Here is a 15,654-nt window from a genome sequence, read left to right on the forward strand (position 1 = left end):
TGAAAACCAGAAATAAGTTTTTAGGTGACCTTTTTATTTACCAACATATTGCTGTTACAACTGCCAGAAGACGATTGAGGTACTATATGCAGTTACTATTAAGCGGTAGTTCAACACACGCCCGCGACACGATCACCAACGAATTTTTGAACCACCCCAACGACCCCTACCACCTGTTCCGCTGCCACACCATTGTGAACTGCGTGAACATTCGATCCAAACACCTCAAAACCACCCGCGCCATCGGCAAAATCAAAGAAAATCATGCTCAAACGCGTGGTATAGCGGATTACCTTGAACCAGTACGGCCTTGGCCAGCCTAGCCGTACTGGCTGTACCGCCCGAGGCCATGCTTTCTCCTGATTTAACTAATCCCCTACTAATAAAACCATGCCACCTTTGACGACACCGCCAAACGCCACCTGCGCTTCCAAACCCAGCGCGGCCTTCTGGGGCTCGGCATCCTGCTTAAGCAGTTCATGGCCGCCAAGTTCAGCCGCCTGAGTGGTACCAAGCTGGCCGTATTCACCAAGCTGCTCACCTCGCCCGACTCCGAATTATTCGCCCAAGTCAACGGCCAAAACCTTGCTGCCGATGCCAAGAGCGAATCCTTATTAGGCAAAATCCGTAACAGCCGATGAACTGCTTGAGCTACTTTCCGTTAAGGCTACCTGAAAGCTTAGCTTTAACGAAGTTTAGACACATAAGGCTACCTGAAATCGCAGCATGGATTCTGCAAAGCTAAACATTCAGGTAGCCTTTTTCTTTATCGACCACAGCCGGCACTCAAACACGCCGCAAGCAACTTTAACATTCCGGTTTTCAGGTAGCCTCTTTCTCGCATCTTTCCTGTTTAATCAACAGTCAACCATCCCTTTAGTATTCGCTCTGCACCACCAACTCGCGCCCACTCCTCTGCGCCGGCAGTATAAAGGGATTATTCTTATTGACGTTCACCATGTCAGGCCGTATTATTCAATCGTTATACTGGCATCTTGGAGCCTTACCGAACAGGCCTTACCGAGCGGAAGTAAAAAATACACCTGCCGTCGCACGGTAAACCCCTAAAACTCAACGGAAGACCGGACTGACTCCAGAATCTTAGCGACAGAAAGAACAACCTTTTCAGGTAGCCAGCTTCGAGTTTTTATCATATTCCCCTCCCTGGCTATTCCACCGCGCCAGATTCTCCATTCTCCCCCTTTCCAAACAAACAATTTCCTGCGCCAAGCGCAATCAGGCTGCCGGCAAAAGGCTACCTGAAAATGCTTATTCCGAATCGCCATACTCATTTTTATCCACCCGCCGTGTGGCGATTCGGAATCGGCATTCGCTGCAGATAGGATAAAGGCTGCCCGCTTAGGCAGGCAGCCTGATAAGCAAACGTGCTGCTCTTCAAACCTTCACCTCAATAAGGATCTTGCCATGATGAAAGAACAAAGTAGTTTGTCCTACCTATACGGTACCAACGTCCCGTATATTGAAGATTTGTACGAAGCCTATCTGAGCTCCCCTGACTCCGTGGACAGCCAATGGCGGCAGTATTTCGACCAAGTGGCCGCCCTGCCCGGCAGCACCCCGAAAGATGTGGCGCACCGCCCGATTCAGGAAGCCTTTGCCAACTTGGCACAGCAGCGCGGCGGCGCAGCCGCAGGCGGCGTGGATTTTGCTGCCATGCAAAAACAGGTGGCCGTGTTGAGCCTGATTTCCGCCTACTGCTCTTTGGGCAACCGTGCTGCCGATCTCAGCCCGCTCGACCGCACCCATATCAGACAACTGCCCGAGCTCGACCCCAAAACCTACGACCTAAGCGATGCCGACATGAATACGCCCTTCCATGTCGGCACCGATCTTTCAGGTAGCCCCAAGCTGCCCTTGGCCGAAATCATCCGCCATCTGAAACAAATCTATTGCGGCCCCCTGGCGCTGGAATATATGCACATTCCCGATACCGCCGAGCGCGAATGGCTGCAGGCACGTTTGGAAGCCAACGGAGCACGCCCGCAGTTTGACGCCGAAACCAAACGCCGCATCCTCAAAGAAATCACCGCCGCCGAAACCATGGAGCGCTATCTGCACACCCGCTATGTGGGCCAGAAACGCTTCTCGCTCGAAGGCGGCGAAAGCACCGTGCCCGCGCTGAACCATCTGATTCGCGCCTCCACCGAAAAAGGCGTGCAGGAAATCGTAATCGGCATGGCACACCGCGGCCGCTTGAACGTGTTGATAAACACCATGGGCAAAGCACCACAAGCTATTTTCGACGAGTTCGAAGGCAAAGTGGACGCCAAATTCCCCAGCGGCGACGTGAAATACCACATGGGCTTCAGCTCTGATGTGCCCACCCCGCACGGCCCGGTGCACCTGTCTTTGGCCTACAATCCCTCACACTTGGAAATCACTAATCCTGTGATTGAAGGCTCCGTACGCGCCCGCCAAGACCACCGCGGTGCTGAAGGCCGTAAACAAGTGCTGCCCATCCTTACCCACGGCGATTCCGCCTTCATCGGCTTGGGCGTGAACCAATCTACCTTCAATATGTCGCAAACTCGCGGCTACAGCACCGGCGGCACCATCCACTTCGTGATCAATAACCAAGTGGGCTTCACCACTTCCGACCCGCACGATACCCGCTCTACTCTGTATTGCACCGACATCGCCAAGATGGTGAGCGCGCCGATTCTGCACGTAAACGGCGACGACCCGGAAGCCGTGTGCCACGCCGCCCAAATCGCACTGGACTACCGCACTACCTTCCAGAAAGACATCGTGATCGATTTGGTGTGCTACCGCAAACTCGGCCACAACGAAGGCGACGATCCTACGCTGACCCAGCCCTTGATGTACAAACAAGTGGCCGCACACCCCGGCTCCCGCGCCGTGTATGCCGAGCAGCTGATTAAAGAAGGCGTGGTAACCAAGGAAGAAGCCGAAAAACTCATCAGCGACTACCGCGCCGCGATGGATAAAGGCGACCGCATCCAGGAAATCCTGCCAGAACAGAAACGCGAACACGCTGTGGATTGGAGCAAATACCAGCCCATCAGCTGGCGCACTCCGGTGAAAACTGCTCTGCCTGCTGCCGAAATCAAACGCCTGGCCGGCCGCTTCACCACTATCCCGGCCGATGTGAAGCTGCACAACACCGTGAGCAAAATCATCGACAACCGCAAAGCCATGGCTGTTGGCGAGCAACCTATTGACTGGGGTATGGCCGAAACCATCGCCTACGCCAGCCTGCTCGAAGCCGGCCACGACATCCGCATTTCCGGCGAAGACTCCGGCCGCGGCACCTTCTCGCACCGCCACGCCGTACTGCACGACCAAAACCGTGCCGAACGCACCGGCGGCGTGTATATCCCGCTGCAACACATCGGCGAAAAACAAGGCCGCTTCAACGTAATCGATTCCATCCTGAACGAAGAAGCCGTGATGGCCTACGAATACGGCTATGCCTCCTCCGCACCGGAAGACCTGGTGATTTGGGAAGCCCAGTTCGGCGACTTCGCCAACGGTGCGCAAATCGCCATCGACCAATTCATCACCTCCGGCGAAACCAAATGGGGACGCTGGTGCGGCCTCACCGTTATCCTGCCGCACGGCTACGACGGCCAAGGCCCGGAGCACTCTTCCGCCCGCGTAGAACGCTGGCTGCAACTGTGTGCCGAAGAAAACATCCAAGTGCTGATGATGTCTGAAGCATCACAGATGTTCCACGCCCTGCGCCGCCAGATTCTACGCCCCTACCGCAAACCGCTGGTGATTTTCATGTCCAAACGCCTGCTGCGCCTCAAAGACGCCTGCAGCCCGCTGGCCAACTTCACCGACGGCGAATTCCGCCTCGTTATCGGCGACACCGTACAGGGTCGCGACCAAGATGTGAAACGCGTGATTCTGTGTGCCGGCCAGGTGTACTACGATTTGGCCAAAGCCCGCGCCGACAAAGGCTTGGAAAAAGACATCGCCATCGTCCGCGTCGAGCAGCTCTATCCCTTCCCCTACGAAGAAGTGGCTGCCGAGCTCAAACGCTTCCCGAACGCCACCGAAATCATGTGGGCGCAGGAAGAGCCGAAAAACCAAGGTGCTTGGTATCAAATCCGCCACCGTCTGGAAAAAGTGCTCGGCGCCAACCAGCGCCTCACCACCGCCAGCCGCCCGGCCAGCGCCTCGCCCGCCGTCGGCTATGCAGTGAAACACAAAGCCGGTTTGGACGGCCTGCTTGAAGACGCGATGAAGTTCTAAAGCACTAAAAGGCTACCTGAAACATGCCAAACCGTTTTCAGGTAGCCTCCTCAGAACACGATTTACCCATTTTTCAATTCATTAAAGGATAAAACCATGATTATCGAAATCACCGTACCCCCGCTGCCGGAAAGCGTTACTGAAGCCACCCTGATGAGCTGGCACAAGAAGGTGGGCGACTATGTGAACCGCGACGAAAACCTGATCGACCTCGAAACCGACAAGGTTGTGCTCGAGCTGCCCGCCCAGCAGGCTGGTGTGATTGTGGAAATCATCGAACAAGACGGCGCCACCGTTACCGCCGGCCAGCTGTTGGCTAAAATCGACACCGAAGCCAAAGCAGCAGAAGCAGCCCCGGCTGCCGCCCAAGCCGCCGAGCCAGCAAGCCATGTGGCTGCCGCTGGTGCGCGCGCCGGCGTGGCTATGCCCGCTGCCGCCAAACTGGCGGCCGAAAAAGGCGTGGACGTATCCGGCGTACAAGGTTCTGGCCGCGACGGCCGCGTGCTGAAAGAAGACGTGGCTGCTATGCCTGCCGCAGCTCCCAAAGCCGCTGCCATCCCGGCCGTGGCTGTGCCGCTGGGCGACCGCGTGGAACAGCGCGTACCGATGAGCCGCCTGCGCCAGCGCGTGGCCGAACGCCTGCTGCAATCCCAATCACAAAACGCCATCCTCACCACGTTCAACGAGGTGAATATGAAGCCGATTATGGATTTGCGCGCCAAATACAAAGAGAAGTTCGAGAAACAGTATGGCGTGAAACTGGGCTTCATGTCCTTCTTCGTGAAAGCCGCCGTGGCCGCGCTGAAGAAATTCCCCGCCGTAAACGCTTCGATTGACGGCAACGACATCGTTTACCATGGCTACTTCGACATCGGTATCGCCGTGGGCAGCCCACGCGGTCTGGTGGTGCCGATTCTGCGCAACGTGGATCAGATGAGCATTGCCGACATCGAACTGGCTATCGTGGACTATGCCAACAAAGCCAAGAGCGGCAAAATCGCCATCGAAGACCTCACCGGTGGTACGTTCTCCATCACCAACGGCGGCACCTTCGGCTCAATGATGTCCACCCCCATCATCAACCCGCCGCAATCCGCCATCTTGGGCATGCACGCCACCAAAGAGCGCGCTGTAGTGGAAAACGGCCAAGTCGTGGTGCGCCCGATGATGTATCTGGCCCTTTCCTACGACCACCGCATCATCGACGGCCGCGAAGCCGTGCTCACTTTGGTTACCATCAAAGAAGCCCTCGAAGACCCGGCCCGCCTGATTTTGGAAATCTAACGGTTTCTAAAATCTAAGCGCTTAGCCACATCAGGCTACCTGAAAACCTTTTTTTCAGGTAGCCTTACTCTTTTGCCACATCAAACACACTAAAGGCTACCTGAAACTTTCAGGTAGCCCCAACCAAACACCATGACCACCACCACCGTTCACCTCTACACCGATGGCGCCTGCAAAGGCAATCCCGGCCCAGGCGGCTGGGGCGTGCTGCTGCGCTACGGCCGCCATGAAAAAGAATTCTGCGGCGGCGAAGCCGATACCACCAACAACCGCATGGAGCTCACCGCCGTGATCCGCGGCCTCGAAGCCCTCAACCGCCCCTGCCGGGTAACCGTCCACACCGACTCCCAATACGTGAAAAGTGGCATGGAAAGCTGGATACACGGCTGGAAGAAAAACGGCTGGAAAACTTCCGCCAAACAACCCGTGAAAAACGCCGAACTGTGGCAGCAGCTCGACCAACAAGTCGCCCGCCACCAAGTATCCTGGCAATGGGTGAAAGGCCATGCCGGCCACCCCGAAAACGAGCGTGCCGACCAACTGGCCAACCAAGGTGCCGCCAAGATATCCAATGAACAACAATAAATACCAATAATCAAATTATTGGCACAAAATCCCCCACCGCCAGCCGCCTCTTCCCACAGTTGGCGTTCCGCCCGCCATCTGATAGAATGGCAACCCATACAGTCAATCAAAACGCAGCTTCCAATTCTGCGTTTGATTGGCTAAAAATTTGAGTTCACAAGCCGCCGGCACCAGGCGGCTTGCATTTTTATGTAAAAACGGCTGCCCCGCAGCCCTTGTGGAGAAAATCATGCAAAAGATTCCATTAACCGTACGCGGCGCCGAACTGCTCAAGCAAGAATTGCAGTATCTTAAAAGCGTTGAACGCCCCGCCATTATCGAAGCCATTGCCGAAGCCCGCACCCACGGCGATTTGTCTGAAAATGCCGAATACGAAGCAGCCAAAGAAAAACAAGGCTTCATCGAAGGCCGTATTTCCGAACTGGAAAACAAATTCTCCGCGGCCCATATCATCGACCCCACCGAAATCCACGCCGAAGGCAAAATCGTATTCGGCTGCACCGTAGTGCTGGAAGACTTGGAAAACGAAACCCAAGTGCGCTACCAAATCGTCGGCGATGACGAGGCTGATATTAAAGACAACAAAATCTCCATCAGCTCGCCCATTTCCCGCGCCCTTATCGGCAAAGAAGAAGGTGACGTGGCCGAAGTGCAGGCACCTGGCGGCATCAGAGAGTACGAAGTTATCGAAGTGCTGTATATCTAGTAGTCAGCGGCGAAATGGACCAGAATTTCAATCCCTCAGGCTCCGCAAAGCCAAGAATACCTGCCGCAAAGCACTACTGAATGTTGGCGGGAGGGCAAACGCGTCTTCCTACCCGAAGGCGCTGATCTGCCCCACCGCTGCACCCGTTGTGGCGAAGCAGCTGAACCGCAGCGGCGGCCGCGCAAATTGTATTGGTATCATCCCGCTTGGAATCTGTTGCTTATCCCACTTTTGTTCGTTTCTTGGCCAATTGCACTGATTATTGCCCTTGCCGTCCGGAAAAGCCTCCCCATCCATCCCACCTTCTGCCCGCAGCACCAAAAACAGATGCGCTGGCTGTTTTGGGGCGTGCCCGCCATCGTGCTGGTATTGATGTTGCTGCCACTCACTGCGCTATTCATTCCATCCTTAAGCAACTATTTTTCCTCAACTCTCATAGCCATGTGGTATTTCAGCATCATCGCCTTCTGCCTTATCTTTGCCATCGCCACTTCTCCCCTGCGGCCTCGCCTGGTAAAAATTACTGAAGAATTCAGCATCCTCAAAGGCTTCGGCCGGGGCTTTCTCGACACCCTGCCGGAAGAATACGAACCCAACAGCCGCCGCCAAGGTATAATATGCTAAGATATAATGATTATCCTCTTAAAATACAGTAAACTATTTTCAGCTAGCCTCTTCAAAGCTGAAGGCTACCTGAAAAGCAAAAGGCTATCTGAATAATCAGGTAGCCCTTTCCAATACTGCTTCGTCGCTATACATCGATTCAAAACAAAATACCTAGTTCAGGCAGCCCCACCCCCTGCCAATTCCGGCAACCATCCGTTTGCGGCAAAAGACACTGCCCGATTGCCCGCCACAATAAAGTGATCCAGCAATCGTACCTCCAGCAGCGCTAACGCCTGTTGCAGTTGGCTGGTGAAGGCCAAATCTGCCGCCGAAGGCTCGGCCGAACCACCAGGGTGATTGTGTGCGATAATCAGCGAAGCAGCATGGTGTTGCAAGGCCAGCTGGGCCACTTCTCGAATATACACTGTGTTTTCCGCTACTGTGCCACGCGACAATTCTTTAAATGCAATCAGCCGGTTGCTGCTGCTCAACAATAACGCCACACTCACTTCCACCGGCTCATGCGCCAGTTGCAACACCAGATAATCCGCTACCGACTCCGGAGAAGTGAAGGCTGGTGTGGCGCGCATTTCTTCCGCCAACAGCCTTCGCCCGATTTCTCGCACTACAGCAAACTGGCAATACGCCGCCTCGCCCATGCCCTTATGCATCGTCAGCTCGGCGACGGGTGCGGAAAACAGGCGGTTGAGCGAACCGAACTCCTGCAGCAGATAACGAGCCAAATCCACTGCGCTCATCCCCTGCGTGCCTACCCGCAACAGGATGGCCAACAGTTCCGCATCGCTTAATGCTCCCGCACCGCGATGCAGCAGCTTCTCGCGCGGCCGCTCGTTTTCCGGCCAATGCTTGATCCCCATCTTAACTTCCCTTTTCATGTGTTTCGTTAAATGCAGAATTATACAGGAGCAGCGAGGTGCCAACGCTTATAAACAATTCCGCCGAAGCAAGCCGGCAGCGCATATAATTTGACCTGCCTCATAAAAAGAACTTTACTCATCCACCGCTTGCGTAAAAAAGTTGGAAAAAGCCGTGCCAAACAGCTACAATTCGCCACCTTTCTCAGTTTTCGGCCGCCCGTGCGGAAAGCATCCCGCTAAGCAAGGCTACCTGAAAAAGTTTGAACAAAAATAATCGGAGTAAAAAACTATGGCAACCAAAGGACAAATGTTACAAGATCCTTTTTTAAACGCACTGCGTAAAGAACATGTACCGGTATCCATTTATTTGGTGAACGGCATCAAACTGCAAGGCCAGGTAGAGTCGTTTGACCAATATGTGGTACTGCTGCGCAACACCTCGGTAACGCAAATGGTGTACAAACACGCGATTTCCACCATTGTTCCGGCACGCGCCGTGAGCCTGCAGCCACCCGCAGATCAGAAACCTGCAGCCGAAGCCGAGCAATAAGTAGGCATCCCCAGCGCACTGGCTGTTGCTCACAGGCAGTGCGTTTTTGCTTATCCATACACCGCCCGCATCTATTGCCCACGCAGGCGGCTTGAAAGAACTCTATTATGTCCCAAACCATCGCCCTTATCGGCGCCATGCCGCCGGAAATTGCCCTGCTCAAAGAGAGCCTGCAAAACCTGTGCAACGATCACGTGGCCGATTTCGATATCTACTGCGGCGAATACGCCGGTAAAAATGTTGTGTTGGCCTTAAGCGGCATCGGCAAAGTCAATGCCGCACTTAGCACCGCCCTGGTGCTGCAACGTCATCAACCCGATTTCGTCATCAACACCGGTAGTGCTGGCGGCTTGGGTGGCGAACTAAAAGTGGGGGATGTAGTGATCGGCACGCAAACCGCGCATCACGATGTGGACGTTACCGCCTTCGGCTACGCCATCGGTCATGTACCGCGTATGCCTGCACGCTTCGAGTCCGATTCTGCCCTATGCGCCGCTGCCGAAAAAGCTGCCGCCGTATTCGAGCACGCTGCCGTGCACCGTGGTTTAATCGTGAGTGGCGATCAGTTCGTGCACAGTAGCGAATCCGTGGCTGAGGTACGCCGCCATTTTATCGACGTACAGGCAGTAGAAATGGAAGCCGCCGCTATCGCCCAAAGCTGCCACCGATTCGGCGTACCGTTTGTGGTTATCCGTGCCATTTCCGACCTCGCCGACGAAAAAGCCGACACCAACTTCGAAACTTTTTTGAAAACCGCTTCCGTGCATTCAGCCAAAATGGTGTTGCAGCTGATTGCTGCACTTTGAGGCTACCTGAAAAATGAACCTGCCGCTTTACAGCCAGCCTGCCCTGATTGCTGTCGGTGCCGCTCTCGGCGCCTTATTGTGCTGGCAGCTGGGTTTGCATTTCAATCCACTGTTTGCCCAATTCGCTTTCGGCACCTGGCTGGCCAATCTGATCGGCTGCCTGCTGGCCGGCATAATATTGGGCTTGCTGTTGGTCGGCAAGCCGCTTGCTCCACCTCTGCAAAACGCACTGGCAGTCGGCTTTCTCGGCAGCCTCACCACCTTTCCCGTACTTTCCGGCGAAGTAAAGTATCTGAACGCCTTTTGAATAAAGACTGGCTGCACGCCGGCTTGATTCTTGCATTGCACACCGTGTGCGGCATTGCCGCCACTTTGCTGGCCGCCGTTGCCGTGCTCCGAACCTAAATCACAGATTTTTTTATCGTTATATCTACAAAAGCTGAAAACATCATGAACTTATCCCAACTCCTCAACCGCGAAGCCGAACAGGCCTTTGCCGCCGCCGGTATCGAAGGCGCACCAGTAGTGTTGCAGCCGGCTAAAAACCCCGAATTCGGCGATTTCCAAATCAACGGCGTCATGGGTGCTGCCAAACAGCGTAAACAAAACCCGCGTGAACTAGCGCAGAAAGTGGCTGAAGCTCTGGCCGGCAACGAGCTGATTGCCTCCGCCAAAGTAGCCGGCCCCGGCTTCATCAACCTGCGCCTGAACCCGCAGTTTTTGGCCAAGCAAGTGCACGCTGCCCTACAAAGCAGCCGCCTCGGCGTGGCGCTGGCTGCTGCACCGCAAACCATCATCATCGACTATTCCTCGCCCAATCTGGCCAAAGAAATGCACGTCGGCCACCTGCGCTCCAGCATCATCGGCGACAGCTTAAACCGCGTCCACTCCTTCCTCGGCCACCATGTGATTGCGCAAAACCACGTGGGCGACTGGGGCACCCAATTCGGCATGTTGGTGGCCTATTTGGTGGAACAGCAGGCGCAAAACGAACATTTCGAACTGGCCGACTTGGAACAGTTCTACCGCAACGCCAAAGTGCGTTTCGATGAAGACCCGGCCTTTGCCGACACCGCGCGCGAATACGTGGTGAAATTGCAAGGTGGCGACGAAGCCGTGCTCGCCCTGTGGCGGCAGTTTGTGGAGATATCGCTGCAACATGCCGAAAAAGTATATGCCAAACTCGGCTTGCTGCTCACCCGTGAAGACGTGGCCGGCGAATCCAAATACAACGACGACCTGCAACCCGTGGTGAACGACTTAATCGCCAAAGGCCTGGCCGTGGAAGACGACGGCGCGAAAGTGGTTTTCCTCGACGAATTCAAAAACAAAGAAGGCGAACCTGCCGCCTACATCGTGCAGAAAAAAGGCGGTGGCTTCCTCTATTCCACCACCGATTTGGCCTGTATCCGCGATTACGTGGGCCGGCTCAAAGGCGACCGCCTGCTTTATGTGGTAGATCACCGCCAAGGCCTGCATTTCGGCCAACTCTTTGCCACTTCCCGCCTGGCAGGCTACCTGCCGGAAAACGTGAAAGCCGAATTCATCGGTTTCGGCACCATGATGGGCAAAGACGGCAAACCCTTCAAAACCCGCAGCGGCGACACCGTGAAGCTGGTTGAACTGCTCGATGAAGCCGTAGAGCGCGCCACCGCCCTAGTGAAAGAGAAAAACCCCGAACTGGACGACGCCACCGCCGCCCAAATCGGCCGCAGCGTCGGCATCGGCGCCGTCAAATACGCCGATTTGAGCAAAAACCGCACCAGCGACTATATCTTCGATTGGGACAATATGCTCTCCTTCGAAGGCAACACCGCCCCCTACCTGCAATACGCCTACACCCGCGTGCAAAGCGTGCTGAAAAAAGCCAGCGGATGGAGCCGAACCGAACAGCCCGTGCTCACCGAACCTTTGGAATGCCAGCTCGCCACCGAGCTCTTGAAGTGTGAAGACGTACTGCAAACCGTGGCCGACAGCTCCTATCCACACTATCTCGCCGCCTACCTCTACCAAGTGGCCAGCCTGTTCTCCCGCTTCTACGAAGCCTGCCCCATCCTCAAAACCGAAGGCAGCGTCCGCAACACCCGCCTGCAGCTGGCCGCCCTCACCGGCCAAACCCTACAAACCGGCCTCAGCCTCTTGGGCATCGACACGCTGGAAGTGATGTAAGCCTTTATTGCCGCATGACAAACAGGCTATCTGAAAGTTTTGCTTTTCAGGTAGCCTATTGCTTTGCGTACGTTTATTTTCAGGTAGCCTTTCCCCTTACGGGATGTGGAGCGTGCTTACGCGTTTTTAGCTTACCGCACGGCATTTGAAAAGGCTACCTGAAATTCAGCCAACCCCCTTCTGCCGCTGGCTTCCACCCAAACGCTTGCTATACAATGCCGACTTCGCGCAGTGTTTCGCACACACCATGGAACAACTCGAATTTTTCAGCATTCCCAGCCCCTGCATCGGCGTTTGTCAGGCCAATAGCAAGGGGTATTGCAAAGGCTGTTTGCGCAGCCGTAAGGAGCGGCTGTATTGGCTGAAGCTTACGGGCACGCAAAAACAGAACGTGTTGCGTCTGTGCCGTTTGCGTAAGCACAAGCTATTGCAGTTGGCCGTTAAACAGCAGGCCGTCTCTATCGAGCTGCCGGAACAGATGGATTTCGATTTTTTCTAGGCCGCCATTTTCCCCATTCTCTCTCTATTTATTGTTAAACATCAATCATGCTGGTTTTATCTGCTTTATCTTTTTCCCCCGCCTCTTGGACATGGCAGTTTCTCGCCTTAGCGGTGTTGTGCAGCGTGGCGGTTTCTGTTCTGCTGAAAATAGCACGCAAAAAAGGGGTTCACATTGAGCATGCGATTGCGGTGAATTATATTGTGGCCACGACCTGCTGCTGGTTTTTGCTTGCTCCGCCGTTGGATAGCTTGCGCGGGGCGGATATTGGCGGCTTGTGGCCGTTTTTGGCCTTGGGCGTGTTGTTGCCGAGCATTTTTGTGGTGATGGCACGGGCAGTGGAACAGGCGGGGATTGTGCGTTCGGATGCGGCGCAGCGGCTGTCGCTGGTGTTGCCGGTGTTGGCGGCTTTCCTGCTGTTTGGCGAACGGCTGAACAGTAATAAAATTATGAGCATTGTGCTGGCTTTCAGCGCGCTAGCGGCTTTGCTCTATAAGCCGGGAAAGGGCAAGCAGGATGGCGGGATGTTTTGGCTAGCGGGAGTATGGCTGGGCTTTGGGGTAATTGATATTTTGTTTAAGCAGTTATCCAAAACTGGGCAGGCGATGTCGCTGAATCTGTTTGCAGTCTTCGCACTGGCTTGTGTGCTGATGTGGGGTTATGTGTGGCGGCAGGGCAAACCGCTCAAAGCAGTGGATTTTGCCGGCGGGCTGCTGCTGGGATTGCTGAATTTCGGCAATATGCTGTTTTATATCAAGGCACACCATGCTTTTACCGGCGACCCAACCTTGGTATTTGCCAGCATGAACTTGGGCGTGATTGTGCTGGGTACGCTCACCGGCGCGCTGGCATTTAAGGAGAAGATTTCGGCAGTGAACCAAGCCGGCATTGTGTTGGCACTCGCGGCGATTTACAGCCTGTTTTATTTGGATTGGCTGCTGGCGAAGATGGGCATTGCGATGTAAGTTCCAGGTAGCCTTGATCGAAGCCGAAAGGCTACCTGAAAAACGATTCGGCTGTTTTGCCACGCCAATACAAAGGCTACCTAGAAAACAATTTTTCAGGTAGCCTATTTCTTGTTTGTTTATTACAAGATTGCCGTTAGAACTGCCATGACATGCTACCTTTGATATTGCGCCCCACGCCGCTCACAGCTTCGCCAAGATAGGGGGCGTAGCGGCGGTTGAACAGGTTGTCCACGGTGATACGCAGAGTGAACTGTTCGTGGTGCGGCGGCTGCCAAGCGGCAAATAGGCCGTGCAGGGCGTAGCCTTTGGATTTGGGTAGCGCCCAGTAGGCGGCCATTGGGTCGCCATCGGTGGGTGAACGGTCTTGGCGGCGGATAAATTCGCCTTTCCAGCCAAAGGTTAAACCCTGTGCAGGGAACCGTACGCCAAGGGTGGCAGTAGCTTTGCGCGGAGGGATGTCAGCGAGCCAGGTATCTTGGTCATGCCAAGGGTTGCGTGGTGAGCCTTGGCGTTTACCGCGCATGAAGGAATAAGTGAGGCCGGCAAACCAGTGGTCGGATTCGTAGTAGGCTTCAATTTCGCCACCGCGTATGGTGTAGCCCGGGAGGTTACGGTAGTTGGCAATGGGTTTGGCACAAACGCTGCTGGGACGGTTAGGCAGCTGCTCTCGGCAGAAGATACCCCGGTTTTTGAAGATTTCGTCTTTCCCCCTGCTGTGGAACAAAGTGGTACGCAGTTGCAGGCTGTCTTGTTCGCGCAGCAGATTTTGCCAACGCAGGACGCCGCCAAGGCGGAAGGAGGTGAGTCGCTCGGGTTCGAGATAGCGGCTGGTGGCAGAGGCACTGCTGGTGGCGGATTGCACTTCGTATTGTTCGTCAATTACAGGAGCGCGCCAAGTGCGGCTGGCGTTGGCAAATAGTAGGGCGTTGTCGTTGGGCTGCCAAGCGATGCCCAAAAACGGCGACCAGCTGCTGTAGGTTTTGCTGCGGTAGTCATGGCCAGCAGAAGGGGTGTTGTAGCCGCGTGCCACATTAGGCTCGCCTTGGTTATGGATGTGGTCGTAGCGCAGGGCGGGGGTGAACGTCCAGTTGCCAAGGCGGATTTCGTCTTGCACGTAAAAGCTGTTTTGCTGTTGCGTGCCGGCGGGCATGTAATAAGGCTGGAAACGGCCGTAGTTGAAATTGGCATTATTCCGCCGGCTCTTGTCGTACATCATCACTTCGCGCACGTGGCGATTTGTTTGTAGGCCGAGAGTGAGGCGGTGTTGCATCGGGCCAGTACTGAAGTGGCTAATATTGCTGATGTCGAGCCCGGTATCTTGGTAGGCAGTGTGGCTTTCATTGCCCATGCTGCCGAGGAAGCCGGAACCAGCGTTTTCCGGGCGGGCGTCGTCTTGCACGGTTTTTGTATGGTTGAGTTGCATGGTGAGATCGAATAACGGATTTTCGGGCATGTAGCGGTATTTGAGGGAATAGCTTTGGTCGTCTTGGCGTCGATACACCAGTTTGCGTTTCCAAGCACCGTCTAAGCCATAGAGACGGATGTCGCGTTCGGATGGGCGAGCGAGCTCACCACGTTTGGCGGCAAAGGGCTCCCAAGCGTGATGGCGGCCATACATGGCAGAAAGGGTAAAGCGGTGCTCGGGGGCGGGGCTGTAGTTACTTTTGATGAGGAAGCTTTGTTGGTTGTTGGCAGAATAGGCCAGGCGTTCGCCGTCGGGTTGTTGGATGTCATGGCCACGGCGTACGGAGGTGTAGAGCAAACCGTCCCAGCTTTGGTTGTTGTTTTGTAGGAAGACGGCGGCGCTGGTTTGCCATTGTTCATCATTGGTGTGATGGCTGATTTTGACAAGGCCGCCCACATTTTGCCCTTCGCGCAAAAACTCCCGTGCATCTCGGCTTTCCAGCTTCACTGCGCCGCCGAAGCCACCGTTGCCGCGCGACACGTCAAATGAGCCCTTGTCTACCGTTACTTGGCGTAGCAGTTCCGGCTCGATAAACACCGAGCCTTGGCGGTAGCGTTCGAAGTTTTTGGCAGCGCCGTCGATAGAGATTTTGATGTCTTCGTTGTCGCCGAAACCCCAGATATTTAGGGTTTGCCCGCCGGGGCGCGGCGAACCGGAGCTGCTGGTGCCAGGCAGCAGGTCAAGAAGGGAGGCAACATTGTCTGCTTGTTGTTGGTCGATATTTTCACGGGTAAGGCGGGATTGACCGGCAAGGGTAGAAAGTGCACGCTGCCCCCGGATTTCGATCACGGGCAATACGGCACTATCGCTGTTTTTACCGGCCGCCTGAGTAGGCACAGCAATGAAACCGAATATAGCTGGCAGGCACAGGGCGGATAATAGGCGGCTCTGTAGGC

15 protein-coding genes and 1 pseudogene are annotated in these 15,654 nt (G+C 55.0%); 13 read left to right on the top strand and 3 right to left on the bottom strand.

The features are described 5' to 3' along the window. Positions 1-119: 119 nt before the first annotated feature. The 5 genes and pseudogenes from sdhB to rnhA all read left to right on the top strand — a co-directional run. Positions 120-285, top strand: a pseudogene (gene sdhB / locus A7P97_RS05520) (succinate dehydrogenase iron-sulfur subunit); the annotation flags it as partial. Between the two features lie 137 nt (positions 286-422). Next, positions 423-641, top strand: coding sequence for a succinate dehydrogenase assembly factor 2 (locus tag A7P97_RS05525; protein ID WP_067530718.1), 219 nt, complete (start codon positions 423-425; stop codon positions 639-641). 784 nt (positions 642-1,425) lie between these two features. Further along, entirely contained in the window at positions 1,426-4,242 is a 2,817-nt protein-coding gene (locus A7P97_RS05530; protein WP_067530719.1) for a 2-oxoglutarate dehydrogenase E1 component, read from the top strand. A 96-nt stretch (positions 4,243-4,338) separates the two neighbouring features. Further along, complete coding sequence (gene odhB / locus A7P97_RS05535) at positions 4,339-5,526, top strand: 2-oxoglutarate dehydrogenase complex dihydrolipoyllysine-residue succinyltransferase (protein WP_067530720.1); 1,188 nt, start codon at positions 4,339-4,341, stop codon at positions 5,524-5,526. A 132-nt stretch (positions 5,527-5,658) separates the two neighbouring features. Next, positions 5,659-6,111 carry a ribonuclease HI gene (gene rnhA, locus A7P97_RS05540; protein ID WP_067530721.1) on the top strand — a complete coding sequence of 151 codons (453 nt, stop codon included), beginning with the start codon at positions 5,659-5,661 and terminating at the stop codon, positions 6,109-6,111. 102 nt (positions 6,112-6,213) lie between these two features. Here rnhA and A7P97_RS10875 read toward each other — a convergent pair whose 3' ends face one another. Continuing rightward, complete coding sequence (locus A7P97_RS10875) at positions 6,214-6,342, bottom strand: hypothetical protein (protein ID WP_003822788.1); 129 nt, start codon at positions 6,340-6,342, stop codon at positions 6,214-6,216. Here A7P97_RS10875 and greA point away from each other — a divergent pair. Both greA and A7P97_RS05555 read left to right on the top strand, forming a co-directional pair. Next, a complete protein-coding gene (gene greA / locus A7P97_RS05545; RefSeq protein WP_067531002.1) occupies positions 6,341-6,817 on the top strand; it encodes a transcription elongation factor GreA in 477 nt (158 codons plus the stop codon). The genes A7P97_RS10875 and greA overlap by 2 nt on opposite strands. Before the next feature lie 216 nt (positions 6,818-7,033). Further along, entirely contained in the window at positions 7,034-7,441 is a 408-nt protein-coding gene (locus A7P97_RS05555; RefSeq protein WP_067530722.1) for a hypothetical protein, read from the top strand. A gap of 158 nt (positions 7,442-7,599) precedes the next feature. Here the strand turns inward: A7P97_RS05555 and radC are convergent, their stop codons facing one another. Next, positions 7,600-8,301, bottom strand: coding sequence for a DNA repair protein RadC (radC, locus tag A7P97_RS05560; RefSeq protein WP_067531004.1), 702 nt, complete (start codon positions 8,299-8,301; stop codon positions 7,600-7,602). Positions 8,302-8,590: 289 nt separating this feature from the next. Between radC and hfq the strand changes: the two genes are divergently transcribed. From hfq to A7P97_RS05590, 6 genes are all read left to right on the top strand, one after another. Continuing rightward, complete coding sequence (gene hfq, locus A7P97_RS05565) at positions 8,591-8,851, top strand: RNA chaperone Hfq (protein WP_067438763.1); 261 nt, start codon at positions 8,591-8,593, stop codon at positions 8,849-8,851. Between the two features lie 104 nt (positions 8,852-8,955). Next, the gene (locus tag A7P97_RS05570; protein ID WP_185737549.1) at positions 8,956-9,657 is read left to right on the top strand and encodes a 5'-methylthioadenosine/adenosylhomocysteine nucleosidase; all 702 of its coding nucleotides are present in this window, start codon (positions 8,956-8,958) and stop codon (positions 9,655-9,657) included. A gap of 13 nt (positions 9,658-9,670) precedes the next feature. Next, entirely contained in the window at positions 9,671-9,964 is a 294-nt protein-coding gene (locus A7P97_RS05575) for a CrcB family protein (protein ID WP_082887613.1), read from the top strand. A gap of 143 nt (positions 9,965-10,107) precedes the next feature. Further along, positions 10,108-11,826 (top strand): arginine--tRNA ligase, encoded by a 1,719-nt coding sequence (gene argS, locus A7P97_RS05580; RefSeq protein ID WP_067530724.1) that lies wholly within the window; start codon positions 10,108-10,110, stop codon positions 11,824-11,826. Positions 11,827-12,073: 247 nt separating this feature from the next. After that, positions 12,074-12,325, top strand: a complete 252-nt coding sequence (locus A7P97_RS05585; RefSeq protein ID WP_067447382.1) for a DUF1289 domain-containing protein — start codon at positions 12,074-12,076, stop codon at positions 12,323-12,325. A 47-nt stretch (positions 12,326-12,372) separates the two neighbouring features. After that, entirely contained in the window at positions 12,373-13,290 is a 918-nt protein-coding gene (locus A7P97_RS05590) for an EamA family transporter (RefSeq protein WP_067530725.1), read from the top strand. A gap of 136 nt (positions 13,291-13,426) precedes the next feature. On the opposite strand, the gene A7P97_RS05595 is transcribed toward A7P97_RS05590, so the two are convergent. Further along, positions 13,427-15,595, bottom strand: coding sequence for a TonB-dependent hemoglobin/transferrin/lactoferrin family receptor (locus A7P97_RS05595; RefSeq protein ID WP_067530726.1), 2,169 nt, complete (start codon positions 15,593-15,595; stop codon positions 13,427-13,429). Between the last annotated feature and the right edge of the window lie 59 nt (positions 15,596-15,654).

Origin of the sequence: Eikenella sp. NML070372, from assembly GCF_001648415.1 — a bacterium.
Lineage (GTDB): Bacteria > Pseudomonadota > Gammaproteobacteria > Burkholderiales > Neisseriaceae > Eikenella > Eikenella exigua.

What these genes read in the sequence shown, in the direction of transcription:
- A7P97_RS05530 (WP_067530719.1), top strand. Translation starts at nt 1,426, where the DNA reads ATGATGAAAGAACAAAGTAGTTTGTCCTACCTATACGGTACCAACGTC.
- odhB (WP_067530720.1), top strand. Translation starts at nt 4,339, where the DNA reads ATGATTATCGAAATCACCGTACCCCCGCTGCCGGAAAGCGTTACTGAA.
- rnhA (WP_067530721.1), top strand. Translation starts at nt 5,659, where the DNA reads ATGACCACCACCACCGTTCACCTCTACACCGATGGCGCCTGCAAAGGC.
- greA (WP_067531002.1), top strand. Translation starts at nt 6,341, where the DNA reads ATGCAAAAGATTCCATTAACCGTACGCGGCGCCGAACTGCTCAAGCAA.
- A7P97_RS10875 (WP_003822788.1), bottom strand. Translation starts at nt 6,342, where the DNA reads ATGATTTTCTCCACAAGGGCTGCGGGGCAGCCGTTTTTACATAAAAAT.
- radC (WP_067531004.1), bottom strand. Translation starts at nt 8,301, where the DNA reads ATGGGGATCAAGCATTGGCCGGAAAACGAGCGGCCGCGCGAGAAGCTG.
- hfq (WP_067438763.1), top strand. Translation starts at nt 8,591, where the DNA reads ATGGCAACCAAAGGACAAATGTTACAAGATCCTTTTTTAAACGCACTG.
- A7P97_RS05575 (WP_082887613.1), top strand. Translation starts at nt 9,671, where the DNA reads ATGAACCTGCCGCTTTACAGCCAGCCTGCCCTGATTGCTGTCGGTGCC.
- argS (WP_067530724.1), top strand. Translation starts at nt 10,108, where the DNA reads ATGAACTTATCCCAACTCCTCAACCGCGAAGCCGAACAGGCCTTTGCC.
- A7P97_RS05585 (WP_067447382.1), top strand. Translation starts at nt 12,074, where the DNA reads ATGGAACAACTCGAATTTTTCAGCATTCCCAGCCCCTGCATCGGCGTT.
- A7P97_RS05590 (WP_067530725.1), top strand. Translation starts at nt 12,373, where the DNA reads ATGCTGGTTTTATCTGCTTTATCTTTTTCCCCCGCCTCTTGGACATGG.